The organism is Clostridium sp. JS66 (genome assembly GCF_033561535.1).
Taxonomy (GTDB): Bacteria; Bacillota; Clostridia; order Clostridiales; family Clostridiaceae; genus Clostridium_AM; species Clostridium_AM carboxidivorans.
The window spans coordinates 4,957,290-4,983,244 of sequence record NZ_CP131467.1; the positions used below are offsets into that span (position 1 = coordinate 4,957,290).

A 25,955-nucleotide genomic window follows, 5' to 3' on the forward strand; every position below is an offset into this window, starting at 1 on the left:
AATATCTCCACTTTCTATAAACTGTCTTTCACTTTTTAGGGTGTTTCAAGAGAAATATGCCCTATTTTTCCACCTCTAAATTCATCTAAAAGCATTACTGCCACCCTATTATAATCTATCTCACCTCTAGCTATTACAGCTCCTCTTTTTCTTCCTATGTTATCCATATTGTCCAATGGTGTTTCACTTAATTCCTTAAGCTTATATCTTTCCATTAACTTTTGTGGATATTCATTTTGAAGCTTTTCTACAAGCTTTAATGCTAATTCTTCAATATCCATTACTTCATCTTTTATTGCTCCCGTAAATGCAAGATTCAGTTGAGTTTCCTCACTTTCAAGTTTAGGCCATAAAATTCCTGGAGTATCCATAAGCTCAATACCTATTTTAGTCTTTATCCACTGCCTGCTTCTAGTAACTCCAGGCCTATCTCCAGTTTTGGCTATACTGCTTTTTGCAATTTTATTTATAAAAGATGATTTTCCTACATTAGGTATTCCAACTACCATAACTCTATCTGTTATATTAACAATACCCTTTGCTTTCATTCTTTCATGTTTCTCTTGCAAAAGTTCATTTACTACTGCTCTAATACCTTTTAATCCTTCACCTGTAATACAATTTACAGTTAGAACTCTTATATTGTCTTTAGAAAGTGTTTTTATCCATTCCTTAGTTACTTTTTCTTCACTCAGATCACTTTTATTTAGCAGTATTATTCTAGGCTTATTACCACATAGATCATCTATATCTGGATTTTTACTAGACCTTACTATTCTTGCATCTCTGATCTCTATTATAGCATCTACTAATTTTAAGTTTTCTTTTATCTCTCTTCTAGTTTTGGCCATATGACCTGGAAACCAATTTATAGCCATATTTTATCTTATCCTTTCTTATGCATAAATTTACCTATTTTGATTTGTACAAACTCCCAAATTTACTAAATGGGTAAATTCGTAATGCAGCTCTTCCTACCACCATATTATATTTTACAAACCCTACATCTGAATATCTACTATCTCTACTATTGTTCCTGTTATCACCTAATACAAATATAGTGCCATCTGGAACTGTTACTTCACTAAAATCGCGCATATTTTGTTCAAGTATATAATTTTCATCCTGAGGCTTATCATTTATATAAACCTTATTATTCTCTATTTTTACTCTATCTCCAGCTATACCTATTACTCTTTTTATAAATTTTTCCTTTGGATCCGCTGGATATTTTATTACAACTATATCTCCAGGCTTTGGTTTACTAAAGTAATATGTTACTTTTTCTACTATTAACCTATCTTTGTTAGCTAAAGTTGGATCCATAGAATGACCATCAACACTTACAGTCTCAAACACAAATGTTATTATTAGAAACGCAGCTATTATAGCTATAATTACTGACTTACCAAGTTCTATTAACTCTTTTACCAAAATTTTCACACCACCCCAATATGCAAAAAAGGGACTTATTAAGCCCCATTTTCAACATAGTATTTCTTATACCAGATAACTAACTTATGTAATACTTACAAATTTACTTATCTTATTTCTTTTACTTTTGCAGCTTTACCAACCCTATCTCTTAAGTAGAATAATTTAGCTCTTCTTACTTTACCTCTTCTTACTACTTCTATTTTCTCAATGATAGGAGCATTAACAGGGAATGTTCTTTCAACTCCAACATTGTAAGCTACTCTTCTTACTGTAAAAGTTTCTCTTAATCCACCATTTTGTCTTTTTAAAACTGTTCCTTCAAAAACTTGGATTCTTTCTCTGTTACCTTCTGTGATTCTTACATGAACCTTTACTGTATCACCTACATTAAATGCTGGTAAATCAGTTCTTATTTGTTCTGCTTCTATTTGTTTTATTATATCTAACATTGTGCATTACCTCCTAAAATTTATTCGACGTTCATGCCCAGCTATGTAAGCAGACAGCGGAGCGCCTGTGTAGCACAAAATTCATTTTATCATATGTGTACAAATTTTTCAATATGAAATTCTATTTTTTCTAGAGCTCCTTTAAAAGTTTTTTATCCTCATCAGATAAATTTAACTTTTGAAATAAATCTATTCTTCTATCTCTAGTTATTTTTAAAGATTGCAATCTTCTCCACTTTCTTATATTTTCATGATGTCCTGAAATTAAAACTTCAGGTACCCTTTCTCCCTGAAAATACTCTGGCCTAGTATATTGTGGATACTCCAACACGCCACTATAAAAAGACTCCTCCGTGTAACTTTCACTAGTCTTTAAAACTCCATCAATCATTCTACATATACTATCAATTACAGGTATACAGGCCATTTCTCCACCTGTGAGTACAAAATCTCCCAAAGATATTTCCATATCTATATATTTATATGCTCTTTCATCTATACCTTCATAATGACCACAGAGAAAAATTAATTCCTTTTCCTTAGAAAGTTTTTTTGCAGTCTCTTGATTAAATTTATTTCCTCTTGGACCTAGAAATATTACTTTTCCTGTATTACTTTCTTTTACTTTCTTGATGCAATCTACTATAGGTTGCGCAGCCATGACCATACCTGCTCCACCACCATAGGGATAATCATCAACTTTCCTATGCTTATCTAATGTATAATCTCTTATGTCAACTGTATTTATATTTACAATACCCTTTTCTTTAGCTTTTCCTATTATGCTGTAATTAAATATATCAAACATTTCAGGAAAAAGTGTTAAAATATCTATTTTTACTGCCATGTTTCCACCGGCTTTATTACAATTCTTTTATTTTCTATATCCATATCAATGACAATATCCTTTAAAGCTGGAATTAAAAGTTCTTTTCCTTCCTTTATCCAATATACATCATTACTACCAGTTTTAATCACATCTGCTATCTTACCATATTCAGCCCCATTTTCGCCTACTACACTGCATCCAATTATATCTGCAATAAAATAACTGCCTTCTGGCAATTTAACTGCATCTTCTCTAGATACATCTAAGTATTTTTCCTTATATTTCATAGCCTCTTCTACGGAATCAATACCCTCAATTTTCAATATAACTTTATCAGTTTGGAGTTTACACCAAACTACATTTTTTTCTACACCTTCTACATAAACCTTTTGAAGTTTTCTAAACCTTCTTAAATCATCTGTTAAAGGATATATTTTTAATTCTCCTTTAATACCATGAGTATTTATTATTTGTCCTACAGTTACAAACTGCTTCATACGAATAAATCCTCCTAATTTCTTAAATTAATTAATGAAAATTCATCTTAATTATATATAATAAAAGAGTTAGGTGCACCTAACTCTTAAATTATTTCAACAACAACCCTTTTATTTTCTTTTATAGCTGCTGCTTTTACAACAGTTCTTATAGCCTTAGCTATTCTACCCTGTTTTCCTATTACTTTTCCCATATCATCTGGTGCAACTTTTAGTTCAAGAATAATAGATTGTTCACCTGCAACTTCATTAACTTGAACCTCATCTGGGTTATCAACTAATGATTTAGCTATAATTTGAACTAATTCTTTCATAATATTACACCCCCAGTAACACTATTTTGCAAGTTTTTCATTTAATCCAGTTTTTGCAAAAAGTCTTTTAACTACTTCTGTTGGTTGAGCACCATTCTTTACCCATTGAATAGTTTTTTCTTCATTAAACTTTATAGTAGCTGGTTCAGTTAATGGGTTATAATAACCTAATTCTTCTATAAATCTGCCATCTCTTGGAGATCTTGAATCTGCTACAACTATTCTATAAAATGGAGACTTTTTAGCACCCATTCTTTTTAATCTCATCTTTACTGCCATTAGTATCACCTCCTTTAAAAAATATATGCAATCTATTTAAAACCATTAAAAGGTAACTTACCAAGCATTCCCTTTTTACCGAAAGATTTTTGCATTCCCTTCATTTGCTTCATCATCTTCTTCATATTTTCAAAATCCTTGAGAATTTTGTTAACCTGCTGTACTGTAGTACCTGACCCCTGTGAAATTCTCTTCTTTCTTGATGGTGAACCACTCACTAATGAAGGATTTCTTCTTTCCTTTACAGTCATAGAACTTATGATAGCTTCTATTTTTGCCATTTCTTTCTCGCTGCCACTTAAATCTACGCCTTGTAATTCTTTAGTATTTAATCCTGGAACCATCTCTAATAATTTATTCATTGGCCCCATTTTTTTTATTTGCTTCATAGATGATAAGAAATCTTCTAAGTTAAATTCCTGACTCATCATACGGCTTCCTATTTTTTTTGCTTCTTCTTCATCTATAGATTGTTTAGCTTTTTCTATAAGAGAAAGTACATCACCCATTCCAAGTATTCTTGAAGCCATTCTATCTGGATGGAATACTTCAAAATCACTCATTTTCTCTCCTAAACCTACAAATTTTATAGGTTTATCTGTCATAGCTTTTATAGAGAGAGCTGCTCCACCTCTCGTATCACCATCTAGTTTTGTAAGTATTACACCACTTATATCTAGCTGATCATTAAAGCTATTAGCCACATTAACTGCATCTTGACCTGTCATAGCATCTACTACTAATAATATCTCATCTGGCTTTACATTTTCTTTTACATCTTTGAGCTCATTCATAAGCTCTTCATCTATATGAAGTCTACCTGCAGTATCTATTATAACTACATTCAATCCATTATTTTTTGCATATTCTATAGCACCTTTTGATATATCTACAGGGCTAACCTTATCCCCCATAGCAAATACCGGCACATCTATTTGTTTTCCAACTACCTGAAGCTGCTTTATAGCTGCAGGTCTGTATATATCACATGCTGCAAGAAGTGGTTTCTTATTTTTCTTTCTAAATTGAAGTGCAAGTTTACCAGCCATAGTAGTTTTTCCTGCACCTTGCAATCCTACTAACATTATCATTGTTAAACCACTAGAGGAAAATTGCACTCCACTTTCAGTGCTACCCATTAAGTTTGAGAGCTCATCATTAACTATTTTAACAACCTGTTGTGCTGGAGTTAGACTTTTTAAAACTTCTTCTCCAAGACACTTTTCACTAACTTTTTTAATAAAATCTTTTACAACTTTATAATTAACATCTGCTTCTAAAAGTGCAAGTTTTACTTCTCGCATAGCATCTTTTATATCTTTTTCAGAAAGTTTACCTTTACCTCTAAGTTTTTTTAGGGTTTCCTGAAGCTTAGAAGCCAATCCTTCAAAAGCCATGAGCTATTCCTCCTAAATATTATCTATTATATATTCTTTCATTTTCTCTAATTTTTCTAAATTAACTTTATCTTGTATTACCAAATTATTTATATCCTGTAAAAGGCATTCCTTAAATTGCTTCATTTTAAATTTTATATTCATTAAACCTAATTTTTCTTCATACTGAACTAAAAGTTTATGGCATCTTTTTATAATATCATGAACTGCCTGTCTGCTAGTATTTGTAAGCTCTGATATTTCTGATAAAGATAAATCATCGTTATAATAAAGATCCATAACATCTTTTTGTTTTTCAGTCAAAAGTTCACCATATAAATCTAATAGTATAGAAAGCTTAACTCTTTCTTCCATGATATATACTGCAATTTTTAATTGCAAATTCACTTCCTCAATTTATTATTAACTCAACGATGTTTATCTTATCAAAAATTTAGTTACCTGTCAAGTATTTTTACTTAACACATTTTAAAATAATGCTTCTACAAATTCTTTTGGATTAAATTCTTGCAAATCATCTATACCTTCACCTACGCCAACAAGCTTTACAGGTATGTTTAAACTATGTTTTATTGAAATAACTATTCCTCCCTTGGCAGTTCCATCTAATTTAGTTAAAATAATTCCGCCTATAGGACAAACCTCCATAAATTGTTTTGCTTGTTCTACTGCATTTTGTCCTGTAGTAGCATCTAGCACTAAAAGAGTTTCTCTTTCCGCTTCGCTAAATTCTCTATCTATTACTCTGTTGATTTTTCCAAGCTCATCCATTAAATTTTTCTTATTGTGTAATCTTCCAGCTGTATCACATATAAGTACATCAGTTTTTCTAGCCTTAGCAGCCTGCACTGCATCAAATACAACTGCTGCAGGATCTGATCCTTCTTGATGCTTTATAATATCTACTGATGCTCTGCTACTCCATACTTCAAGTTGATCAATAGCTGCTGCTCTAAACGTATCTGCTGCTGCCATTAATACTTTATATCCATCATTCTTTAACTTAGCTGATATTTTACCTATAGATGTAGTTTTACCTACTCCATTTACCCCTATAACCAATATTACTTCAGGAGTTTTATTAGGTTTTATAGTAGAGCTTTCTTCTCCAAGTATATCTACTATAACCTCTTTTAAACAACCACTAACTAGGCTAGGGTCCTTTATCTTCTTTTCTCTTATCTTTTCTTTCAGCTTTTCTATTATATAAAGTGTAGTATCTACACCTATATCTGCTGTTATCAATATTTCTTCTAACTCTTCATACAAATCGTCATCAATGCTCATAGCACCACTTAACATATCTGTTATCTTTTCAGTAAAATTATCCTTAGTCTTTGTAAGACCCTTCTTTAGTTTGTCAAAAAATCCTCCAAACATTTGTACTCCTCCTATATGAATCATAAGTTATTTAAGATGCTTCTTTCTCTAAATCTACGGAAACTACTTTAGATATTCCTTTTTCCTCCATGGTAACTCCATATAATGCATCACTAGCTTCCATAGTTCCTTTCCTGTGAGTTATAACAATAAACTGTGTGCTTCCAGAAAACTTTTTTAAAAATTCAGCATATCTAGACACATTTGCATCATCTAGAGCTGCTTCTATTTCATCCAGTATACAAAAAGGTGTAGGCTTCATCTTTAAAATAGCAAAAAGTAGTGCTATAGCAGATAATCCCTTTTCTCCTCCAGACATCAGATTTATATTTTGAAGTTTTTTACCTGGAGGTTGAACTGTTATTTCTATATTTCCTGTTAATTCATCTCCATTTGATAAAACCAAATCTGCATTTCCACCTTTAAAAAGTTCTATAAAAGTTTCATTGAAATTATGTCTTAATTTATTAAAATTCTCATTAAACACTATTTTCATTTTATCTGTCATTTCATTTATTAAACTTACTAATTCATCTTTTGCATTTATTAAATCATTTCTTTGAGTGGTCATAAAATTTACTTTTTCAGTTAATTCCTTAAATTCTTCTATTGCACCTAAATTAATTATACCTAAGGAACTTATACTATTTTTTAAGGTTAAAATATCTTTTTTATAAGCATCTATATCCTTTATCTCTGCTTTATATTCTAATGCTTCTGCATATGTAATTTGAAGTTCTTCATTAAGTTTTTTGTAAAGCACCTCTTTTTCTGTAGTAAGCTTTGCCGAAGAAACTTCCATCCTATGTAATTCATCTTCCTTTTTGCCAATTAACAAATTAATACTTTCCATTTTTTCATTGCTTATTTTTAATTTTTCCTTTGCTTCAATCAATTCCACTTCTAGCTCTTTAATATCTTCTTCCTTTTTTAATATATACTCACTAACCTTGCTTATCTCTTTTCCATTGGAATCAATTTCACTTTTACACTTAGATACATTTTCATTTGAATCTTTAATTTCTTCTTCTATGTGAATTCTCTTTTGCTTTAATTCCTCCAAGTCTTCACTTAACTTTTGCAATGTATTAGTTCTATTAGCAGTATTTTCATCCACTCTAGCCTTTTTTATTTTAAGACCAACAAGTTTTTCCTTAGTAACTTGAACTTCTTTATTTTTATCTTTAAGCTTCTCTTCCATTTCAATAATAGAGTCATCATTTTTTAACTGCTTTTCAGATAACACTTTTAAGTTTTCTTGTTTTTCCCCAATCTCTTTCATCATATTGTTTGCTTTTTCATTTAGCAATTCTATTTCATTATTGGATACCTTAAGATTTTCTTTAATTTTTAAGCTTTCACTATCTATAGTACTTATTTTTCCTTTTATTCTTGTTATTTCAATATTTTCGTGATAAACTGCATCTTTTAAATTTAAATTTTGCTCATCTAAATTTTTCAAAGTAGTTCTTAATCCTTGTATTTCATCACTCAACAAATTTACTTTTTCTTCAGTACTTTGTATTTTTATTTTAGTCTCTTCTATTTCTCTTTTTCTTCCCATGATACTAACACTCTTATGATAAATGCTTCCTCCAGTAAGAGCTCCTCCTGGATTCACTACTTCTCCTGCAAGTGTAACTATTTTGAGGCTATATCCAGTCTCCTTAGCAATTTTAAGAGCACTATCCATATCTCTACAAATTATAGTTCTACCAATTACATACTCTATAGCATTAGTAAAAACTTTATCATATTGTATAAGCTTACTTGCTATTCCTATGTATCCATCAATTTTGGATACTCTATCCTCATAAGCTACCTTTTTGCCTTTAACTATATTTAAAGGTAAAAAGGTAGCTCTTCCCATATTATTATCTTTTAAATGTTTTATAAGCTTCTTAGCAATCTCTTCATTTCTAGTTATAACATCAGAAATAGTTCCTCCTAATGCTATTTCTATAGCTGTTTCAAATTCTTTTTTTACATCTATTACTTCTCCCAATACAGAACAGCTATCCTTTTCCACTGCTACCTTACCCTTTATTACATCTTGCATAAGGTTTTTTACAGCTCTATTATATCCTTCATACTGCTTTTCCAAATTAATAAGCATGTGACAATTAGCCTCTAACTTATTGTGCAAAACATTTAATTCTTTAAATTCCCTATCTTTATTACCCAAATTATTATTGATCTTATTAATTTGCTGTTTATTAGATTTAATATTATTTTCAAATTCCTCTATCTTACTTTTCACTGTTTCAATTTCAGATACTAATGTTTCTTTTGTTCCTTGATTTATAGTAATAGAATGCACATAACTATTACAAGAATCCTTTAATTCTTGTATTTTCTTTTTTGTTTCATCCAAATCATTTTTTATCATGATCAAACTATTTTTAGAATTAGCAATACTGCTTAAATATTCTATTTGATCATCTTTTAATTTCTTAACTAAATCATTTTTATCATAAATAGATAAGTTTACTTTTTCTATAAACTTTTCATAATTATCTATTTCATTATTTAAATTTTTCTGCTCAGCTTTCAAAGATTCTAATTCCGTAATTTCCTCATTCTCTATTTTATTCATATTCAATATCTTATTTTTTACAATTTCAAGTTCCTTGAAATTTTTTTCTATAATCTGAGACAAATTTTCTAATCTTTCATGCAGCAAAGAAGTTTGAGATTCTAAATTTTGCTTTTTAGACTTAGTGTTAAAGTATTCATTTTTATAGTCTTCACTTTTCAAATTTATTGTTTGAATTTCCTCATTCCATTTTTCAATAGACTTCTTTACTTCATTGCATCTGTTATTCAATTCTTCATTAGCCAAATTCATATTATTTATGGTATTTTCTATTTCACTCAATTTACATTGAACCTTTTCAATAGAGTGAGCAGCAATATTTATTTCCTTAATTTTAAGCTCTTCAGATAACTTTATAAATTCCTTAGCCTTTTCATTTTCAATCTTTAGAGGTTCCAACCTTTCACTATAAGTTTCTAAAATATCATCTATTCTTACAAGGTTGCTTTCAGTATTTTCTAGTTTCTTCTGTGCATCCTCTTTTCTCCATTTAAACTTTACTATACCAGCTGCTTCCTCTAAAAGGCTTCTTCTTTCCTCCGGCTTGCCACTTAATACTGCTTCAATTTTACCTTGACCTATTATAGAATATCCTTCTTTTCCTATTCCTGTATCCATAAATAATTGTTGAATATCTTTCAATCTGCATTGAGTATTATTTATATAATACTCACTTTCTCCTGAACGGTACAATCTTCTGGATATGGTGATATGTGCATAATCTAGCGAAAGCTTTTTGTCTTCATTATCCAGTGTTAAAGATACCTGGCACAACCCTACAGGTTTTCTAAATTGAGTACCAGCAAAAATAACATCTTCCATTTTCCCGCCTCTCAAACTCTTTACACTTTGCTCTCCAAGAACCCATCTTACTGCATCAGAAATATTACTCTTACCGCTGCCATTAGGTCCTACTATACCCATAATTCCATTTTTAAATACCAGCTCTGTTTTATCTGCAAAGGATTTAAATCCTCTTATTTCCATAGACTTCAAAAACATAAGGTATCTCCTTATCTTCCAAACAGTTGCGGAATTATACTAACCACAAATATAATTACTACCAAAACTACAAATATTTTAGTCATTTTTTCTCTCTTCTCTTTTTTCATAAGAAAACACCTCTCCTAATTTTTTAATTTTCATGCAAATTATTAACCTTTTTAATATTTTATCTTTATATTTAATACAAAATATAGTTTATAATATATGAATTAAAATATCAATGCAAAAATAAAAGCCCTGTTTAACACAGGGCTTTTTATTAATTAGATTATCTCTGTTCAACTATAAATTTTATAGCAGTTCTTTCTTCACCTTCTATTTTTATTTCAGAGAAAGCTGGAACCACTACCAAATCAATACCATTTGGTGCTACAAATCCCCGTGTAATTGCAATAGCCTTTATAGCTTGATTAACTGCCCCTGCTCCAACGGCCTGAACTTCTGCCGAAATATTTCCTCTAAGCACTGCTGCCAATGCTCCTGCTACAGATTTTGGTTGAGATTGAGCTGATACTTTTAATACTTCCATAATTTAATTCCTCCCTACAAATATGCATATATTTATAAGGATATAATTCTATAAAACCCTGTATTTTCCTTCTTTATACTTTTTCCTCATATATTCAAAAATTGATACATTTTTACTTTTTTCGCTATGTACAAAAAGTAGACTTCCTCTTTGCACACAATTATCCTGTTTTACTTGAATATTTGTTGTAATTAATTGTTGTTTAATGTCTTGAAAAAACTTTTTTTTATTTGCATATATTTTTGATAAATCTCTACTATTAACTTTAATCGTAATCTTTTCTTCTTTAACCTTATTTATCTCTTCTAATATGCACTGATTATATAAACTTCCTTCCATCAATTCTCTAAATGCAGCATGAAAAGGACCTGCTACAATCTCTTTTCCTTCATTTATTTCCTCTGTTGGCTGAAGCCCAATTCTTATAACATTTATATTATTGGAAGTAAGCATACAATATATTACTTTTGATATTTCTACTGCTTCATATAAATCATAAGGCTTATACATACCACTCTTATACATTTTTTCCATAGGTGTATCCTTAATAACTAGTGCAGGATATATTCTATATATATCTGGTTTCATAAGTATAGACTTTTTAGTAGTTTCTATATCTTTTTCAAAAGTATCACCTGGTAAACCTAACATAATTTGATGTCCTAATACAAATCCATATTCCTTAATAAGGTTTGATGCTTTAACTACATCTTCTGTTGAATGTCCTCTTCCAGATTTTAAAAGCACTTCTTTATCTAAGGATTGAACACCAAGTTCTATTACATCTACAGAATAATTTTTAAGATTTGTAAGTATCTCATCATCTATATAATCAGGTCTTGTAGATAAGTGTATAAGATCGATAAATCCTTTTTCTTTATATTCTTTTGCTACAGCCAAAAATTCCTTCTGCTTTTCCATACTTATGGCTGTAAATGTACCCCCAAAAAAAGAAACCTCAACTATTGAATTTTCCCTTTTTATAGTTTTTAAATATTCTTCTATAGTATTTCTAGTAAATTCAGCATCTATTTTCCCGCTGCTTCCTGTTATAGTATTTTGATTGCAAAATACACAGTTGTGTGGGCAACCTTCGTGAGGCACAAATATAGGTATTATGTAATGATTTTTACCCATTATTCTTCTCCAACCCCTTTAGTGCTTTTTTTGCTGCGCTTTGTTCAGATTCCTTTTTACTATAACCTGTACCATTGCCTAAAACTTTATTATTTACAGATACCTGTGTGTAGAATTTTCTTCTGTGAGGAGGTCCCTCATATTTCATTAGATCATATTGTATGTCTACATCGCCATTTTTTTGCATTACCTCTTGAAGCTTTGTTTTGTAATCTAATATTATTTTATTCTTTATTGCCTTCTCTATAGTATCCTTGAAATTAGTAAGTACAAATCCCTTTGCCTTTTCAAAGCCAGCATCAATATAAATAGCTGCTATTATAGCTTCTACACAATCTGCCAATATTGATACCCTTTCTCTTCCCCCTGTAAGCTCTTCGCCCTTACTCATTCTTATGTATTTTCCAAGATCCCACTTCTTTGCTATTTCATAAAGAGAATTTTCACACACAATAAGTGCTCTCCTCTTAGTAAGTTCTCCTTCAGTTTTTTTCGAATAATTTAAAAATAAATATTCAGATATAGAAATCTGAAGTACAGAATCTCCTAAAAATTCTAATCTTTCATTAAACTTAATATTTTTCTTTCCATTTGCATAAGAACTATGTGTTAATGCTATTTTTAATAATTCTTTATCTTTAAAACATACGTCTAATTTTTGTTCTAATTCTACAAATGTGTCATTTTTATTTATTACATATTCATTTACAAGCATTGTTTTAACTCCTTCTGAAGTTTATTCTTCAGGTTGCTATTTACTTAAGTAAACTCAAGAATAAACTACAATTTTACAGATTTAAAGTCCCGTATATAGCGGGACTTTAATTCTACTCTTCAGTATGATTTTTTATGTACTCAACTACGTCACCAACAGTAGTTATTTTTTCAGCATCTTCATCAGGTATTTCTAAATCAAACTCTGTTTCCAAAGCCATTATTAATTCAACAACATCAAGTGAATCAGCACCTAAATCATCAATAAATGATGCTTCCATAGTTACTTCTTCTGCGCTTATACCAAGCTGCTCTGAAATTAAATTTTGAATTTTTTCAAACATAATTGTCACCTCCTAAAAGCTTTATACATAAATAATATTACATAACTACTTCACCGTCAATATAAATACTGCTAAAATTTATTATGTTAAATTATTTTATATTAATTCATTAAATTTCTATTATTTAAAAAATATATTATTGATTTTCTTCTGCTAACTTTTCTAATTGAGTTTTTATCTTATCTACAATTGCATTTTCATAGCAATTATAAGCTTGTTTTATTGCATTTTTGAAAGCTTTACTATCTGAACTGCCATGAGCCTTTATGCAAATTGCTTTTGATCCTAAAAATGCAGATCCTCCATATTCGGAATAATCCATTTTTTTCTTTAATCCTTTAAATACAGGTTTTAATAGTGCAGCACCTACTTTTGTTGTAAATGATTTCATAATTTCTTCTTTAATCATGCTAAACAAATTCATAGCTACCCCTTCATACATCTTTAGTATGGTATTTCCTACAAATCCATCACAAACTAAAATATTCACATCACCATTACATACATCCCTTGGTTCCACATTACCTACAAAATTGAACTCATCTGATTTAAGTTTAAACATTTGATAAGTACTTTTAGTGAGCTCATTTCCCTTTTCTTCTTCAACTCCTATATTTACTAATCCTATACTTGGATTACTAATCTTCAAAATATTTTCAAAGTATATTTTCCCCATTAAAGCAAATTGAATTAAATATTGAGGTTTACAATCAACATTAGCTCCTACATCTGTTACCATAAAAGCTCCATTTTTGCCCGGAATAATAGGTGCTAAAGTTACTCTATCTATTCCTTTAATTCTTCCTGCTATAAGTGTAGCTCCCGTCATTATCGCACCTGTACTTCCTGCTGAAACAATGCCTTGAGCTTTTCCTTCCTTTACTAATTCAAAAGCTTTAACTAAACTAGAGTCCTTTTTCTTTCTAACAGCCATAACTGGAGCTTCATTTGTACTTATTATCTCTTCAGCATTAAGTATTTCAATTTTATCCTTAGGATATTTATACTTATTCAATTCCTTTTCAATAAGTTCTTTCTTACCTGTAATAATTATATTTACATCGTACTCTTTTACGGCTTGAACACATCCATCTACCACAGCGGCTGGTGCAAAATCTCCTCCCATACCATCTACTGCAATAATCATATTCTCACTTCCTTTTTACGCAACGGCTGATAAACCCTAACATTTAATAATTATTGTCAAAAAAAAGAAAGTCCTATGACTTTCTCTTTTGTTATTTTTCTGTTGAAACAACTTCTTTGCCATTATAATATCCACAACTCTTGCACACTCTATGAGCAAGTTTCATTTCATGACACTGAGGACATTCAACTATTCCTGGTAAACTTAATTTGAAAGTTTGTGCTCTTCTTCTATCTCTTCTTCCTTTTGAAAATCTTCTCGCTGGATTTCCCACAGTAAAACACCTCCTTAATCAGTCGAAAACATGTCTTTCAATTTTGCCAATCTTGGGTCAATATTATCATCTTCGCATTGGCATGTAGCAAAATTTAGATTAGTACCACATTTATGACATAATCCTTTGCAATCTTCTCTACAAAGCCTTTTAATTGGCATCTCTACAATTATATTGTTTTCTATTACTTCTGTGATATCTATTGTATCACTATCAATAAAGATGACATCGCCATCTCTACTTGCTCCATCATTATTGGTAAATTGTTCTTCAATGGTAATATCTACAGCATAACTAAATTTTTCAAGACACCTTGAACAAGTTAGCTCTAACTTGGTGCTTATAGTGCCATTTAAAGTAAGCATATCACCAATCTTATCTAGTGTTCCATTTAATTTAATTGGCTGTAGAAATTTTATAGTTTCTCTACCATCATGAAAACTTTCTTCCTGAATTTCAAGATGAAGCTCTTTTGTGGCCTTTTCTCTTTTTAATAAATCTGACACATCTAATTTCATAATGCTCACCTCTACATATTAGCCACATTTATTATATAAAGATGAGCATTAAAAGTCAAGAATTATTTATTGTTGCTTGTTTAATTATGATTTTCCTTATTTACCAGATGCTACAATGTTTTTTGTATCTCTAGCTATCATAAGTTCTTCATCTGTTGGAATTACAAATACTTTAACTTTTGAATCTGGAGTACTTATTTCCATTGCTTCTCCTCTTTTAGCATTCTTTTCTGCATCTATTTTAATTCCTAAATAAGTTAATCCATTACAGATATTTTCTCTATTTACACCTGAATTTTCACCAAGACCTGCTGTAAATACTATAGCATCTACTCCATTTAGAGCTGCTGCATAAGAACCTATAGAAGTTCTTACTCTATAATTAAACACATTTAGTGCAAGTTCTGCTCTCTTATTTCCTTCTTTAGCTGCATTCTCAATATCTCTAAAGTCACTGCTTACTCCTGATACACCAAATACACCTGATTTTTTATTTATTAGATCATTAATTTCATCCACATTTAAATTTAATTCTTTCATTAAGAAAGGTAGTATTGAAGGGTCCACATCTCCACATCTAGTTCCCATAACAAGTCCTGCAAGTGGTGTAAATCCCATTGTAGTATCTACAGCCTTTCCTCCATCTACAGCACAAAGGCTAGCACCATTTCCTAAATGACAAGTTATTATTTTTAAATCTTTTGCATCTTTACCCATCATTTTTGCAGCTTCTGCTGATACAAATCTATGAGAAGTTCCGTGGAATCCATATTTTCTTACACCATTGTTAGTATAAAGTTCATATGGTAGTGCATATGTGAATGCATAATCTGGTAAAGTTTGGTGGAATGCTGTATCAAATACACCAACCATTGGAGTGTTTGGCATTAATTCTTTACAAGCATTAATTCCTATTATGTTTGGTGGGTTATGAAGTGGTGCTAATTTAACGCATTCTTCTAAAGCTTTCATAACATCTTCATTTATAAGCACTGATTCTGCATATTTTTCTCCGCCATGAACAACTCTGTGACCTACTGCTGATATTTCTGACATGTTGCTGATTACTCCATGTTCTTTGTCAACTAAAGCATCCAATACTAATTTTATTGCAACTTTATGATCCTTCATTGGTTGTTCAATAATGTACTTTTCTCCATTAACCTTTTGAGTTAATATTGAACCTTCTATTCCTATTCTTTCAACTAATCCTTTTGCAAGTACTTTTTCATCTTCCATGTTAATTAATTGGTATTTTAAGGATGAACTTCCGCAATTTATTACTAATACTTTCATTTCTCAATCTCTCCTTTTAGTTTTCTTGTGCTTGTGCTTGAACTGCAGTTATAGCAACAACATTAACTATGTCTTCAGCACTACATCCTCTTGATAAATCATTGATTGGTTTAGCAAATCCTTGACAAACTGGTCCTACAGCTTCTGCCTTAGCAAATCTTTGAACTAGTTTATATCCTATATTTCCAGCTTGAATATCTGGGAATACTAACACATTTGCCTTTCCTGCTATTTTACTATTTGGAGCTTTTAAATCAGCTACTTTTTGAACTATAGCAGCATCAAGCTGTAATTCTCCATCTATATCTAAATCTGGTCTCATTGATTTTGCAAGTTCAGTAGCCTTTGTTACTTTGTCAACTAATTCATGGCTAGCACTTCCCATAGTTGAGAATGATAACATTGCAACTTTTGGATCCATTCCACAAAGATTTTTTGCAGTTTCTGCTGTACTTACAGCAATTGAAGCTAGTTCTTCTGCAGTTGGACATGGGTTAACTGCACAGTCTGCAAAAAGAAGCATTCCATCTTTTCCATATTCACAATTTGGTATGTTCATAATAAATGTACTTGAAACTACCGATACTCCAGGAGCAGTTTTAATTACTTGAAGTCCTGGTCTTAAAAGGTCACCAGTAGTATGGATAGCTCCTGAAACCATTCCATCTCCATCCCCTAATTTTACCATCATTGTTCCATAATATAGAGGATCTCTTACTATTTTATCTGCTTTTTCTGGAGTCATTCCCTTTTTCTTTCTTAATTCATAAAATCCATTAGCATATTTCGCAGTATTCTCTGAAGTTTCAGGATCTACTATCTTTACTCCTTCTAAATTGACTCCAAGATTTGCAGCTTTTTCTTTTATTACTTTTTCATTTCCTACAAGAACTAAATTTGCAAGTCCTTCTTCTGCTATTTTTGCACTTGCTTTAAGTGTTCTTTCTTCTTCACCTTCTGGCAAAACGATTGTTTTTTTATTAGCTTTTGCCTTTTTCCAAATCTCATCCATTAATTTCATTTTTTTATTGCTCCCTTCAAATATATAGAATTAAATAAAAGTATACACACTATATACTATAATCCTTTTCTTATATATTTTTCAATAAAAAAAACTTATATTTTTAATTTTTTCTAAAAAAAATTCTATAAAACGTAAAATTTACAATATTTTTTATAACATTTGTTTATTAATTTATGTAAAATGTTATACTTAATATTACATAAATTACTCATAAATAAATTATAATTCTTAATATTTAATTTTACATAGCCTATAAAAACATAAGTATTTTATAATTAAGAAAATTATAGTAATTAAATTAGACCTTACATAAAAAATTGGAGGGCAAGATATGAAAGTTACAGGAATTATAGTTGAATATAATCCTTTTCACAATGGGCATTTACACCATATAAAAAAATCCAAATCACTAACTAATTGTGATGCTATTGTTGCAGTAATGAGCGGCAACTTCGTTCAAAGAGGACTTCCTGCTATAGTCGATAAATGGACCAGAGCTAAAATGGCATTGATGAATGGAGTTGATTTAGTCATAGAGCTTCCTTTAGTTTATAGCGTATCTTCTGCTGAATTTTTTGCTGGCGGGTCCATAAGCCTTTTGAATAATTTAGGAGTGGTAAACAATATATGTTTTGGAAGTGAATGTGGAGATATTGAAACTTTATTATATATATCAAAAATACTATCTGAAGAGCCTATAAATTTCAAAAAATTTCTCAAGGATGAACTCAATGAAGGTTTTTCCTATCCACTTGCAAGAAGTAAAGCATTATTAAAATTCTTGAAAGTTAACAATAGTAAATCATTACATTTTGAAAATATTGAGGAAATTTTAAATTCCTCCAATAATATTTTAGGTTTAGAATATTGTAAAAAATTAGTCAAATTAAATAGCAACATTTTACCATTTACTATAAAGAGAGAAGGCGGACACTATAACAGCACTGTTTTCAACGAGCAATTTTCTAGTGCCTCTTCTATAAGAAAATATATGAAGGATAACAAAGATATTGATATTTTAACAAATTATATTCCAGATAATGTATATAATTTATTACTAAATTTAAATAGAAACAATTATCATTTTACTTTTGAAGATGAAATATTCCCTTACATAAAATACAAATATACTCTATATAAAAATTCTATAACAAAGCTTCCAGACGTATCTGAAGGTATTGAAAATAGAATATTCAAAGCCTTAGAAAATACTGAAAATTTTAACGAACTAATATCGGACTCAAAAACTAAAAGATATACTTATACTCGTATAAACAGAATCTTATGTCAATTTTTCCTAGGACTTGAAAATTGGGATACTGTAACTTTAAGAAAGGAGTCGTGTCCCTATGCTAGAATTCTTGGTTTTAATTCTACAGGATCAAAAATTTTAAAAGCAATAAAGGAAAACTCAACTATACCTATATATACAAAGCTTCCCAAAAATCCAATTCCTACTTTAGGCTTAGATATACATGCTACTAGAGTTTACAGCCTGTTAAATAAAAGTATAAATCCTAATTCAGACTATTTAACTAGTCCAATAATAATTAAGTAATTTTTATAGCATAAATTTAAAGCAATTAAATTTAACATCATCTTATATAAAACTAGAATAACTAGTAAAATTTGCAAATATACTTATATAGCAAGTTAAACTTAGCAATGTTTGTGGAATTTTTCCACATCATGGATTTATGTAAGGTTGGTGGTTAAGATTGAAAATTATATTATACATATTGATAATACTTATAATTATATTACTAGCTGTTTTACTGAAGAACAAAAATCTTTTTGTAACCATTGTTTGTTCTTTGATTATATTAGAAATAATAGCTTCTCCTAAACTGTGTATAGATGGTGCAGTATCTGGAGCTTTACTTTTTTTCTATAAAGTATTTCCTTCTCTATTTTCATTTTTGATAGTATCAAATGTAATAATGGCTTACGATGGCATCTACATATATTCTAAAATTCTTGGCAATGCTTTATGTAGACCATTAAGATTGCCAAAAAGCTGCAGCTTTGTACTAATAATAAGTTTACTTTGTGGATATCCTTTAGGCGCAAAATATGCTTGTGATTTATATGAAAAGAACATAATAAATTTAAAAACCTGTGAAAGATTATTAAATATAGCTTCAAATGCAAGTCCCCTATTTGTACTTGGATCTGTAGGCATATCTATGTTAAAAGACTCTAAAATAGGATATATATTATTATTATCAAATGCTCTTTCATGTATAGCTATGGGTTTTTTTCTTCCTGCAGATATTTGTGGACAAAAAAATGGCTTTAAGGGAACTCACACTTACTCAAATTCAAACATTGGTAATGTTCTTAAATCCAGTATCGAAAATTCCATTAAAACCTGCCTATCTATAGGCGGATTTGTTACTCTTTTTTCTGTAGTAAATAACATTGTTAAAAGCAATTATTTATTTAACAGTTTTTCACATAAGCTTTCTCTATTACTTAATACTCCCCAAGACATATTACAGGGTTTCCTGCTTGGAATAATAGAAATGACTAATGGATGTAATTTAGTTTCAGCGTCAAATTCATCCATATTATTAAAAATAGCACTGGTAAGTTTTCTTTTTACCTTTAGTGGATTATCCATTATTTCACAAGTTTACTCTTTTACTTATAAATTTAATATTTCCATGAAAAAATATGCTTTCAGAAAGATATTACAAGGTATAAGTTGCTCTATAATAAGCATTATTCTTTATAAACTCCTGTATCTCAATCAATCAAAACAAAGCTCCAATATAAATTATATAAGTACTTATTCACTTGAATATACTTTTATAATAACAATTATTTTTTTAATAATGCTGCCTTGGATTACTTTTAAGATCAAGAAACTATTTCATATCCCTTAGTTCTTTAATATTTTCTCTTATAGTATCAGAATTCAAGCTAATGCTAGATTCTAAATCAACTACAAAATCTTGCATTTGCTTTTTTAAGTTTATCATCATAGTTTTACTTTTATTATCTATTTCATTGTCTAACTGATTTAAAATTTCATCTGCGTAGTCCCTAGCTCCTAATCTTATGGATTTAGCACTTCTTTCAGCAGAAGCTACAATAGCCTCTGCTTTTACTTTTGCTTGTCTTGTTATATCATGATTTTCTATTTGCTTCTTTAAAAAGTTAATATTTTCTCTTTTTAGATTTTCAGCTTCTTCAATAGCCTCACTTAATATTCTCTCTTTTTCCTCAACTATCCACTGTGCTTTTTTCAATTCATCTGGAAGATAATTAATTATTTTTTCTATTATTTCCAAAGTTTCTTTCTTTTGTACTATAACTTTCCCTGTCATAGGAACTTTTGCAGATGTTTCTATAATTTCATTAAGATATTCTAGTAATTTAATAACATCCATAAAATCTTTTCCCCCTAAAGGTTTTTTATCTTATTAATTACAGCTGGTATTACACTATCTGGTACTAATCCTTGAATACATCCACCAAACATAGCTACTTGCTTGACTGATGAAGAACTTAAAAAAGAATTTCCTGCACTAGCCATCATAAATACTGTTTCTATATTAGGATCCAGTTTACTATTCATAAGTGACATTTGAAATTCATATTCAAAGTCTGAAACTGCTCTAAGCCCCTTAACTATTACCTTAGCATGTTTTTGTCTCAAAAAATTAATTAGTAATCCACTGAAACTTTCAACCTTTACATTTGGTATATCTTTGACTGCTTTCTTAATTAATTCAACTCTTTCTTCTATATCAAAAAGTCCTTTTTTTTGTGGATTTACTAATACTCCAACAACTAATTCATCAAAAACCTTTGAAGATCTTTTTATTATGTCTAAATGACCATTAGTTATAGGATCAAAACTTCCGGGGTATACTGCTGTTCTCATAATAATTAATCCTCCCTGTACCTATAGAAACAAACTGTTGTTTTACCGTACTTTCTATAATCAACAAGAATTATTTTATCTGTTCCCTGATATAATTCTTCTCTAGTATCAATTTTAGTTACTATAAGTCCATCTTTATTTAACAATCCTTCTTTTTCTATAATTTCAACTGCAGGTGGAATCATATCCTTCATGTAAGGTGGATCTATAAAAATCAAATCAAAAACTATTTTTTTTCTAGCAAATTCTTCTAAAGCCTTATACGAATCCATATTAATACACTTACAAATTTGTTCAAATTTTAGATTTTGTACATTTTTAACTAAAAAAGAATAAGTTTCAGGACTTCTGTCAACTAAATAACATTGTTTAGCTCCCCTGCTAGCAGCTTCTAATCCTAAACTTCCTGTTCCAGAAAACACATCCAAAGCTATTGAACCATAAGTTTTATTTTGTATTATGTTAAACATGGCTTCTTTTACTCTATCTAAAGTAGGTCTCGTGGTATCCATACCAATTGGTGACATAATTTTTCTTCCCTTTGCAAGACCTGCAATAATTCTCATAATTTTTCCTCCTTGTAATTAGCACGATGTTTAAAAATTATATATTTTTCTATAATATTTTAACATATATGCTTTCATTATACAAAATTTATTTCCGTTATTAGAACTACAATTTCGATTTTCAAAATACTTGTTTTTTTGTTAAATAAATGCAAAATTAATTAAAACAAATGTATTTTGTACTTTTACCAATTTTATCATAAATCCCATTTTTAATATTTATATCTTTGTCATCCTTACTTTCTGTAAGTCTTTTAGCTTCTGCATTTGCTAATTTCAATAAATTTATATCCTGAACCACATCTGCCAGTATAAGTCCATTTTCGCCATGCTGCCTAAAACCAAATATCTCTCCTGCTCCTCTAATTTTTAAATCTTGCTCAGCAATAAAAAATCCATCATTACTGCTTTTCATAATTTCCATTCTTTTTCTTATAATATCATTTTTAATATCTGCAATAAGTATACAGTAGGATTTATGCTTTCCTCTTCCCACTCTTCCTCTTAATTGGTGGAGCTGTGCTAATCCAAATCTTTCTGCATTTTCTATTATCATAAGAGTAGCATTAGGAACATTAATTCCCACTTCTATAACTGTAGTGGAAACAATAACCTTTGTTTTTCCTTCCTTAAACTCATTCATTATTTTTTCCTTGAGTTTTGGAGACATTTTACCATGTAGAATTTCCATACTTATGTCCTTAAAATACTCCTCTTTCAATTCCATGTATAAGTTTTCCACAGAACTTAATTTTAATTCTTCATTCTCTTCAACTAGTGGGCAAACTATATATACTTGTCGTCCTTTTCTTATTTCATCTAAGGCAAAATTATAAGCTTTATATTTAAAATCTTGTTTAATATATTGAGTTTCTATTTTTTGACGTCCTGGAGGTAGTTCATCAATAATTGATACATTTAAATCACCATAAAGATAAAGGCTTAAAGTTCTAGGTATAGGAGTAGCTGTCATAACAATAGTATCTACATTTGCTCCTTTATTAGTCAACCTGCTTCTCTGCATTACTCCAAATCTATGCTGTTCATCTGTAACCACCATTCCCAAATTTTTAAATTCCACATCATCTTCAATCAAAGCATGTGTACCTATTATTAAATCTATTTCTCCATTGGCCAATTCTTTTTTTATTTCCTGCTTGTTTTTTTGTGATACACTTCCGCAAAGTAATTTTATATTTATATCAAAGCCTTCAAATAATTTTAATGCTTCATCATAGTGCTGAGTGGCTAATATTTCCGTAGGTGCCATCATTACAGCTTGATACCCATTTTTTATAACATTAAATATAGATATTAATGCTACAATAGTTTTACCACTTCCTACATCACCTTGAACCAACCTATTCATAGGACACGATTTTTTTTCATCTATTAATATTTCTCGTATTACCCTATTTTGAGCCTTAGTCAACTGATAAGGCAGCCTATCCTTTAAAGCATTTAGTTCTTTTGCTATACTAAATGCTATGCCTTTTTTATTTTCATTAAAATAATTTTTAAGCATCAATATTTTTAATGAGTACGTAAATAATTCCTGAAATTTAAGTCTTTTAGTAGCTTCGTCTAACTCAGCTAAATTTATAGGATTATGTATAACTCTTATGGCTTTATCTAGATCACATAATTTATATTTATTTATTATATAATCAGGTAGATTTTCTACTATTACTACATCTTCTAATATTATATTTACTAACTTAATTACTAAATTGTTAGTTATTCCAGATTTTAAAGGATATTTTGGTATTATCTTTTCCTCTACTTTTGAAATATTTTGATTATTTTTCAACAATTTAGGATTAGCAATAAACATTTCTCCTCTAAATTCTTCTATTTTTCCAATCAAAGTATATATGTTACCTATTCTAAAGCTATTTTTTATATAAGGCTGATTAAACCATTTTCCCTTTAAAATATTGTTCCCATCATGAAAAACTATAGTTGTTAATATTTTTCCTGTTTTAGTTCTTATATCTCTCTCAATTCTAATGGTTTTGCAATTTATTATCACTTTATTATTAGTTTTTTCTCCCTTTATATTTCCACAAGAAGATATACTTTCATAATCTCTTGGAAAATATAAAAGTAAATCCATAACATTGAATATACTACATTTTCTTAAATTGTCTGCTGTTTTAGGTCCAACTCCCTTTATGCTGCTTATGTCACTATATACATCCACAAAACCACCCACTTTTAAAACTCATAATAAACCTTACCAAACACTTGCTTATCTACAAATAAAAAAAGCCTAAAGGCTTTTTTTATTTGTAGATTTTATTCCACAGATACAATAAAGTAGTATAATGGCTGATTTCCATCGTAAAATTGTACATCTATATCTTTATATTTTTCTTGAAGTTTACTTGAAAATTCATCTACTTTATCTTTTTCGCAATCCTTTCCACAAAAAACAGTTATTAGCTCACTGTCGTCCTTCACCATGCTGGAAACAATATTATTGCATATGTTAAACATATCATTTCCTATTTCCTCTATTTTTCCTTCTACAATACCTAGAATATCTCCTTCTTTAATGGCTTTACCATCTATTTCAGTATCTCTCACGGCATAAGTCACAGAACCTGTAGTTACCTTATTTATACCTTCTTCCATAGCTTTTATATTTTCATCAAGTTCTAATTCTTGATTAAATGACGTTATAGCTGTAATTCCTTGAGGTATAGTTTTAGTTTCTACCACCTTTACATTTTTATCAGAAATTTCTGCTGCCTGATTAGCTGCCATGATTATATTTTTATTATTTGGGAAAACCAGAATATTTTCTGCATTTATTTTATTTATACATTCTAATATATCTTGAGTACTTGGATTCATAGTTTGGCCGCCTTCTATAACAAAATCTACTCCTAGATCCTCAAATATATTTTTTATTCCTTCTCCCATGGCAACTGATACAAAAGCATACTTCTTTAACTGAATATTTTCCTGTTCCTCATCCTTTTCAATAGAGGCTTCATTATGTATATCTAATACATTTCTATGCTGTTCTCTCATATTATCAATCTTTATTTTGGAAAGTTCTCCAAGCTTAACGGCTTCTGACAATACCTTACCTGGATCATTTGTATGAATATGAACCTTTACTATATCTTCATCATTAACTATTACCATAGAATCACCAATCTTTTCTATGGTGTGTTTAAAATCATCAATTTCAACATTGTTTGAACGTATAAAAAATTCAGTACAATATCCAAACTTTATTTCATGTTCTTCTAAGTTTTGAATTACTGATGGCACTTCAATTTTTTTAGGAGATTTAATTTCTATTGACTCCATATTATTCTTTACAACTTCATACATTCCTTGAAGTATTATAAGAAGTCCCATACCGCCAGCATCAACTACCTTAGCTTTTTTAAGCACTGGAAGCATTTCAGGAGTTTTATTAAGCATTGATCTGCTGTAGTCACAAACTTCTTCTAACATTACTGCTATATCATTACTTTCACATTTAACTGCACTTTCACCAGCTGCTCTTATGATAGTAAGTATAGTACCTTCTGTTGGCCTCATAACAGCTTTATAGGCAGCCTTTGACCCTTCCATTAAGCTTTCTGCAAATTCTTTAGAATTAACATATTCTTTTGTTTCTAATGATTTTGCGATTCCCCTAAATATTTGTGAAAGTATTACACCAGAATTACCTCTTGCACCCATAAGTGCACCTTTGGATAACTTTTTTACAATTTCTCCTACCGATTTATTTTGCATACCTTGTATTTCTGATACAGCTGTTCTAAATGTCATAGACATATTAGTTCCTGTATCGCCATCTGGAACTGGGAAAACATTCAAAGAATTTACATACTCCTTATTTTGTTCTAGGGAGTTGCTCCCATTCACAACCATATTATAAAAGCATTGCCCATCTATTTTTAAGTGTTCCATTTATGAATTACCTCCCTAGACTCTGACACCTTGAACATTTACAGTAATACTTGATACTTTAAGTCCTGTATAATTTTCTAAATTATATTTTATTTTTTGAATTATGTTATTAGCTATCACAGATATCTTTGTTCCATATTCAACCATTATATATAACTCTATAAATAACTCGTTATCCTTTGAACGAACTTTTACACCTTTACTTAAGTTTTCACCGTTTATTAATTTCCAGAGTCCATCTTTAGCATTTCTTGAAGCCATACCTACAACACCATAACATTCCATAGTTGAAACTCCAACTATGTTGGCAACAATTTCTTCTGAATAATTAATATACCCATTTTCGCTGGTGATATTACCTATCATAATAAAATCCTCCCTACTTTAAACATCAT

The 25,955-nt window shown here is 29.8% G+C and carries 29 protein-coding genes; 2 read left to right on the top strand and 27 right to left on the bottom strand.

The window, feature by feature from the left end:
* Window positions 1-35 precede the first annotated feature (35 nt).
* The 21 genes from ylqF to pta form a co-directional block, all read right to left on the bottom strand.
* A complete protein-coding gene (gene ylqF, locus Q6H37_RS22825; RefSeq protein WP_318736840.1) occupies window positions 36-878 on the bottom strand; it encodes a ribosome biogenesis GTPase YlqF in 843 nt (280 codons plus the stop codon).
* A gap of 34 nt (window positions 879-912) precedes the next feature.
* The gene (gene lepB / locus Q6H37_RS22830; protein WP_318736841.1) at window positions 913-1,434 is read right to left on the bottom strand and encodes a signal peptidase I; all 522 of its coding nucleotides are present in this window, start codon (window positions 1,432-1,434) and stop codon (window positions 913-915) included.
* Window positions 1,435-1,541: 107 nt separating this feature from the next.
* Entirely contained in the window at window positions 1,542-1,886 is a 345-nt protein-coding gene (gene rplS / locus Q6H37_RS22835; protein ID WP_318736843.1) for a 50S ribosomal protein L19, read from the bottom strand.
* 130 nt (window positions 1,887-2,016) lie between these two features.
* The gene (gene trmD, locus Q6H37_RS22840) at window positions 2,017-2,733 is read right to left on the bottom strand and encodes a tRNA (guanosine(37)-N1)-methyltransferase TrmD (RefSeq protein WP_318736844.1); all 717 of its coding nucleotides are present in this window, start codon (window positions 2,731-2,733) and stop codon (window positions 2,017-2,019) included.
* A complete protein-coding gene (rimM, locus tag Q6H37_RS22845) occupies window positions 2,724-3,212 on the bottom strand; it encodes a ribosome maturation factor RimM (RefSeq protein ID WP_007060099.1) in 489 nt (162 codons plus the stop codon). Before rimM ends, trmD begins: the two co-directional genes overlap by 10 nt.
* A gap of 86 nt (window positions 3,213-3,298) precedes the next feature.
* Window positions 3,299-3,526: a KH domain-containing protein gene (locus Q6H37_RS22850; RefSeq protein WP_007060100.1), complete on the bottom strand. Its 228-nt coding sequence runs from the start codon at window positions 3,524-3,526 to the stop codon at window positions 3,299-3,301.
* 21 nt (window positions 3,527-3,547) lie between these two features.
* Window positions 3,548-3,805, bottom strand: a complete 258-nt coding sequence (rpsP, locus tag Q6H37_RS22855) for a 30S ribosomal protein S16 (protein WP_007060101.1) — start codon at window positions 3,803-3,805, stop codon at window positions 3,548-3,550.
* A gap of 32 nt (window positions 3,806-3,837) precedes the next feature.
* Window positions 3,838-5,202, bottom strand: a complete 1,365-nt coding sequence (gene ffh, locus Q6H37_RS22860; protein WP_007060102.1) for a signal recognition particle protein — start codon at window positions 5,200-5,202, stop codon at window positions 3,838-3,840.
* Window positions 5,203-5,214: 12 nt separating this feature from the next.
* A complete protein-coding gene (locus Q6H37_RS22865; protein WP_318743130.1) occupies window positions 5,215-5,556 on the bottom strand; it encodes a putative DNA-binding protein in 342 nt (113 codons plus the stop codon).
* A gap of 114 nt (window positions 5,557-5,670) precedes the next feature.
* Entirely contained in the window at window positions 5,671-6,582 is a 912-nt protein-coding gene (ftsY, locus tag Q6H37_RS22870) for a signal recognition particle-docking protein FtsY (RefSeq protein ID WP_318736847.1), read from the bottom strand.
* Between the two features lie 31 nt (window positions 6,583-6,613).
* On the bottom strand, window positions 6,614-10,180 hold the full coding sequence (gene smc, locus Q6H37_RS22875) for a chromosome segregation protein SMC (RefSeq protein WP_318736849.1): 3,567 nt from the start codon (window positions 10,178-10,180) through the stop codon (window positions 6,614-6,616).
* 11 nt (window positions 10,181-10,191) lie between these two features.
* Window positions 10,192-10,290, bottom strand: a complete 99-nt coding sequence (locus Q6H37_RS22880) for a DUF4044 domain-containing protein (protein WP_318736850.1) — start codon at window positions 10,288-10,290, stop codon at window positions 10,192-10,194.
* 161 nt (window positions 10,291-10,451) lie between these two features.
* Window positions 10,452-10,712: a stage V sporulation protein S gene (locus Q6H37_RS22885; RefSeq protein ID WP_007060107.1), complete on the bottom strand. Its 261-nt coding sequence runs from the start codon at window positions 10,710-10,712 to the stop codon at window positions 10,452-10,454.
* A 48-nt stretch (window positions 10,713-10,760) separates the two neighbouring features.
* Window positions 10,761-11,849 (bottom strand): elongator complex protein 3, encoded by a 1,089-nt coding sequence (locus Q6H37_RS22890; RefSeq protein WP_318736852.1) that lies wholly within the window; start codon window positions 11,847-11,849, stop codon window positions 10,761-10,763.
* Complete coding sequence (gene rnc / locus Q6H37_RS22895; RefSeq protein WP_318743132.1) at window positions 11,842-12,543, bottom strand: ribonuclease III; 702 nt, start codon at window positions 12,541-12,543, stop codon at window positions 11,842-11,844. Before rnc ends, Q6H37_RS22890 begins: the two co-directional genes overlap by 8 nt.
* A 133-nt stretch (window positions 12,544-12,676) precedes the next feature.
* Window positions 12,677-12,910, bottom strand: a complete 234-nt coding sequence (acpP, locus tag Q6H37_RS22900) for an acyl carrier protein (RefSeq protein WP_029161473.1) — start codon at window positions 12,908-12,910, stop codon at window positions 12,677-12,679.
* Between the two features lie 133 nt (window positions 12,911-13,043).
* On the bottom strand, window positions 13,044-14,054 hold the full coding sequence (plsX, locus tag Q6H37_RS22905; RefSeq protein WP_318736854.1) for a phosphate acyltransferase PlsX: 1,011 nt from the start codon (window positions 14,052-14,054) through the stop codon (window positions 13,044-13,046).
* Window positions 14,055-14,145: 91 nt separating this feature from the next.
* Complete coding sequence (gene rpmF, locus Q6H37_RS22910) at window positions 14,146-14,328, bottom strand: 50S ribosomal protein L32 (protein WP_007060114.1); 183 nt, start codon at window positions 14,326-14,328, stop codon at window positions 14,146-14,148.
* A gap of 14 nt (window positions 14,329-14,342) precedes the next feature.
* Window positions 14,343-14,846: a YceD family protein gene (locus tag Q6H37_RS22915; protein WP_318736856.1), complete on the bottom strand. Its 504-nt coding sequence runs from the start codon at window positions 14,844-14,846 to the stop codon at window positions 14,343-14,345.
* Window positions 14,847-14,942: 96 nt separating this feature from the next.
* A complete protein-coding gene (locus Q6H37_RS22920) occupies window positions 14,943-16,142 on the bottom strand; it encodes an acetate kinase (protein WP_318736857.1) in 1,200 nt (399 codons plus the stop codon).
* A 16-nt stretch (window positions 16,143-16,158) separates the two neighbouring features.
* Window positions 16,159-17,163: a phosphate acetyltransferase gene (gene pta, locus Q6H37_RS22925; RefSeq protein ID WP_318736859.1), complete on the bottom strand. Its 1,005-nt coding sequence runs from the start codon at window positions 17,161-17,163 to the stop codon at window positions 16,159-16,161.
* Window positions 17,164-17,497: 334 nt separating this feature from the next.
* On the opposite strand from pta, the gene Q6H37_RS22930 reads away from it, so the two are divergent.
* Together Q6H37_RS22930 and ylbJ are read left to right on the top strand one after the other, a co-directional pair.
* On the top strand, window positions 17,498-18,724 hold the full coding sequence (locus Q6H37_RS22930; protein WP_318736860.1) for a nucleotidyltransferase: 1,227 nt from the start codon (window positions 17,498-17,500) through the stop codon (window positions 18,722-18,724).
* A gap of 160 nt (window positions 18,725-18,884) precedes the next feature.
* On the top strand, window positions 18,885-20,054 hold the full coding sequence (gene ylbJ / locus Q6H37_RS22935; RefSeq protein WP_318736862.1) for a sporulation integral membrane protein YlbJ: 1,170 nt from the start codon (window positions 18,885-18,887) through the stop codon (window positions 20,052-20,054).
* Here ylbJ and Q6H37_RS22940 read toward each other — a convergent pair.
* The 6 genes from Q6H37_RS22940 to Q6H37_RS22965 form a co-directional block, all read right to left on the bottom strand.
* On the bottom strand, window positions 20,037-20,561 hold the full coding sequence (locus tag Q6H37_RS22940) for an ATPase (protein ID WP_318736863.1): 525 nt from the start codon (window positions 20,559-20,561) through the stop codon (window positions 20,037-20,039). The two genes, ylbJ and Q6H37_RS22940, sit on opposite strands and share 18 nt — an antisense overlap.
* Before the next feature lie 14 nt (window positions 20,562-20,575).
* Window positions 20,576-21,058 (bottom strand): pantetheine-phosphate adenylyltransferase, encoded by a 483-nt coding sequence (coaD, locus tag Q6H37_RS22945; RefSeq protein WP_318736864.1) that lies wholly within the window; start codon window positions 21,056-21,058, stop codon window positions 20,576-20,578.
* A gap of 5 nt (window positions 21,059-21,063) precedes the next feature.
* Window positions 21,064-21,624, bottom strand: a complete 561-nt coding sequence (rsmD, locus tag Q6H37_RS22950; protein WP_318736866.1) for a 16S rRNA (guanine(966)-N(2))-methyltransferase RsmD — start codon at window positions 21,622-21,624, stop codon at window positions 21,064-21,066.
* A gap of 157 nt (window positions 21,625-21,781) precedes the next feature.
* Window positions 21,782-23,827 (bottom strand): ATP-dependent DNA helicase RecG, encoded by a 2,046-nt coding sequence (gene recG, locus Q6H37_RS22955; protein ID WP_318736868.1) that lies wholly within the window; start codon window positions 23,825-23,827, stop codon window positions 21,782-21,784.
* 95 nt (window positions 23,828-23,922) lie between these two features.
* Window positions 23,923-25,560, bottom strand: a complete 1,638-nt coding sequence (locus tag Q6H37_RS22960; protein WP_318736870.1) for a DAK2 domain-containing protein — start codon at window positions 25,558-25,560, stop codon at window positions 23,923-23,925.
* A gap of 15 nt (window positions 25,561-25,575) precedes the next feature.
* On the bottom strand, window positions 25,576-25,926 hold the full coding sequence (locus Q6H37_RS22965) for an Asp23/Gls24 family envelope stress response protein (RefSeq protein ID WP_007061456.1): 351 nt from the start codon (window positions 25,924-25,926) through the stop codon (window positions 25,576-25,578).
* Window positions 25,927-25,955: the final 29 nt, after the last annotated feature.

Coding starts and splice junctions, on each gene's coding strand:
- ylqF (WP_318736840.1), bottom strand. CDS start 878: ATGGCTATAAATTGGTTTCCAGGTCATATGGCCAAAACTAGAAGAGAG.
- rplS (WP_318736843.1), bottom strand. CDS start 1,886: ATGTTAGATATAATAAAACAAATAGAAGCAGAACAAATAAGAACTGAT.
- trmD (WP_318736844.1), bottom strand. CDS start 2,733: ATGGCAGTAAAAATAGATATTTTAACACTTTTTCCTGAAATGTTTGAT.
- rimM (WP_007060099.1), bottom strand. CDS start 3,212: ATGAAGCAGTTTGTAACTGTAGGACAAATAATAAATACTCATGGTATT.
- Q6H37_RS22850 (WP_007060100.1), bottom strand. CDS start 3,526: ATGAAAGAATTAGTTCAAATTATAGCTAAATCATTAGTTGATAACCCA.
- rpsP (WP_007060101.1), bottom strand. CDS start 3,805: ATGGCAGTAAAGATGAGATTAAAAAGAATGGGTGCTAAAAAGTCTCCA.
- ffh (WP_007060102.1), bottom strand. CDS start 5,202: ATGGCTTTTGAAGGATTGGCTTCTAAGCTTCAGGAAACCCTAAAAAAA.
- Q6H37_RS22865 (WP_318743130.1), bottom strand. CDS start 5,556: ATGGAAGAAAGAGTTAAGCTTTCTATACTATTAGATTTATATGGTGAA.
- ftsY (WP_318736847.1), bottom strand. CDS start 6,582: ATGTTTGGAGGATTTTTTGACAAACTAAAGAAGGGTCTTACAAAGACT.
- smc (WP_318736849.1), bottom strand. CDS start 10,180: ATGTTTTTGAAGTCTATGGAAATAAGAGGATTTAAATCCTTTGCAGAT.
- Q6H37_RS22880 (WP_318736850.1), bottom strand. CDS start 10,290: ATGAAAAAAGAGAAGAGAGAAAAAATGACTAAAATATTTGTAGTTTTG.
- Q6H37_RS22885 (WP_007060107.1), bottom strand. CDS start 10,712: ATGGAAGTATTAAAAGTATCAGCTCAATCTCAACCAAAATCTGTAGCA.
- Q6H37_RS22890 (WP_318736852.1), bottom strand. CDS start 11,849: ATGGGTAAAAATCATTACATAATACCTATATTTGTGCCTCACGAAGGT.
- plsX (WP_318736854.1), bottom strand. CDS start 14,054: ATGATTATTGCAGTAGATGGTATGGGAGGAGATTTTGCACCAGCCGCT.
- Q6H37_RS22915 (WP_318736856.1), bottom strand. CDS start 14,846: ATGAAATTAGATGTGTCAGATTTATTAAAAAGAGAAAAGGCCACAAAA.
- Q6H37_RS22920 (WP_318736857.1), bottom strand. CDS start 16,142: ATGAAAGTATTAGTAATAAATTGCGGAAGTTCATCCTTAAAATACCAA.
- pta (WP_318736859.1), bottom strand. CDS start 17,163: ATGAAATTAATGGATGAGATTTGGAAAAAGGCAAAAGCTAATAAAAAA.
- Q6H37_RS22930 (WP_318736860.1), top strand. CDS start 17,498: ATGAAAGTTACAGGAATTATAGTTGAATATAATCCTTTTCACAATGGG.
- Q6H37_RS22940 (WP_318736863.1), bottom strand. CDS start 20,561: ATGGATGTTATTAAATTACTAGAATATCTTAATGAAATTATAGAAACA.
- coaD (WP_318736864.1), bottom strand. CDS start 21,058: ATGAGAACAGCAGTATACCCCGGAAGTTTTGATCCTATAACTAATGGT.
- rsmD (WP_318736866.1), bottom strand. CDS start 21,624: ATGAGAATTATTGCAGGTCTTGCAAAGGGAAGAAAAATTATGTCACCA.
- Q6H37_RS22960 (WP_318736870.1), bottom strand. CDS start 25,560: ATGGAACACTTAAAAATAGATGGGCAATGCTTTTATAATATGGTTGTG.
- Q6H37_RS22965 (WP_007061456.1), bottom strand. CDS start 25,926: ATGATAGGTAATATCACCAGCGAAAATGGGTATATTAATTATTCAGAA.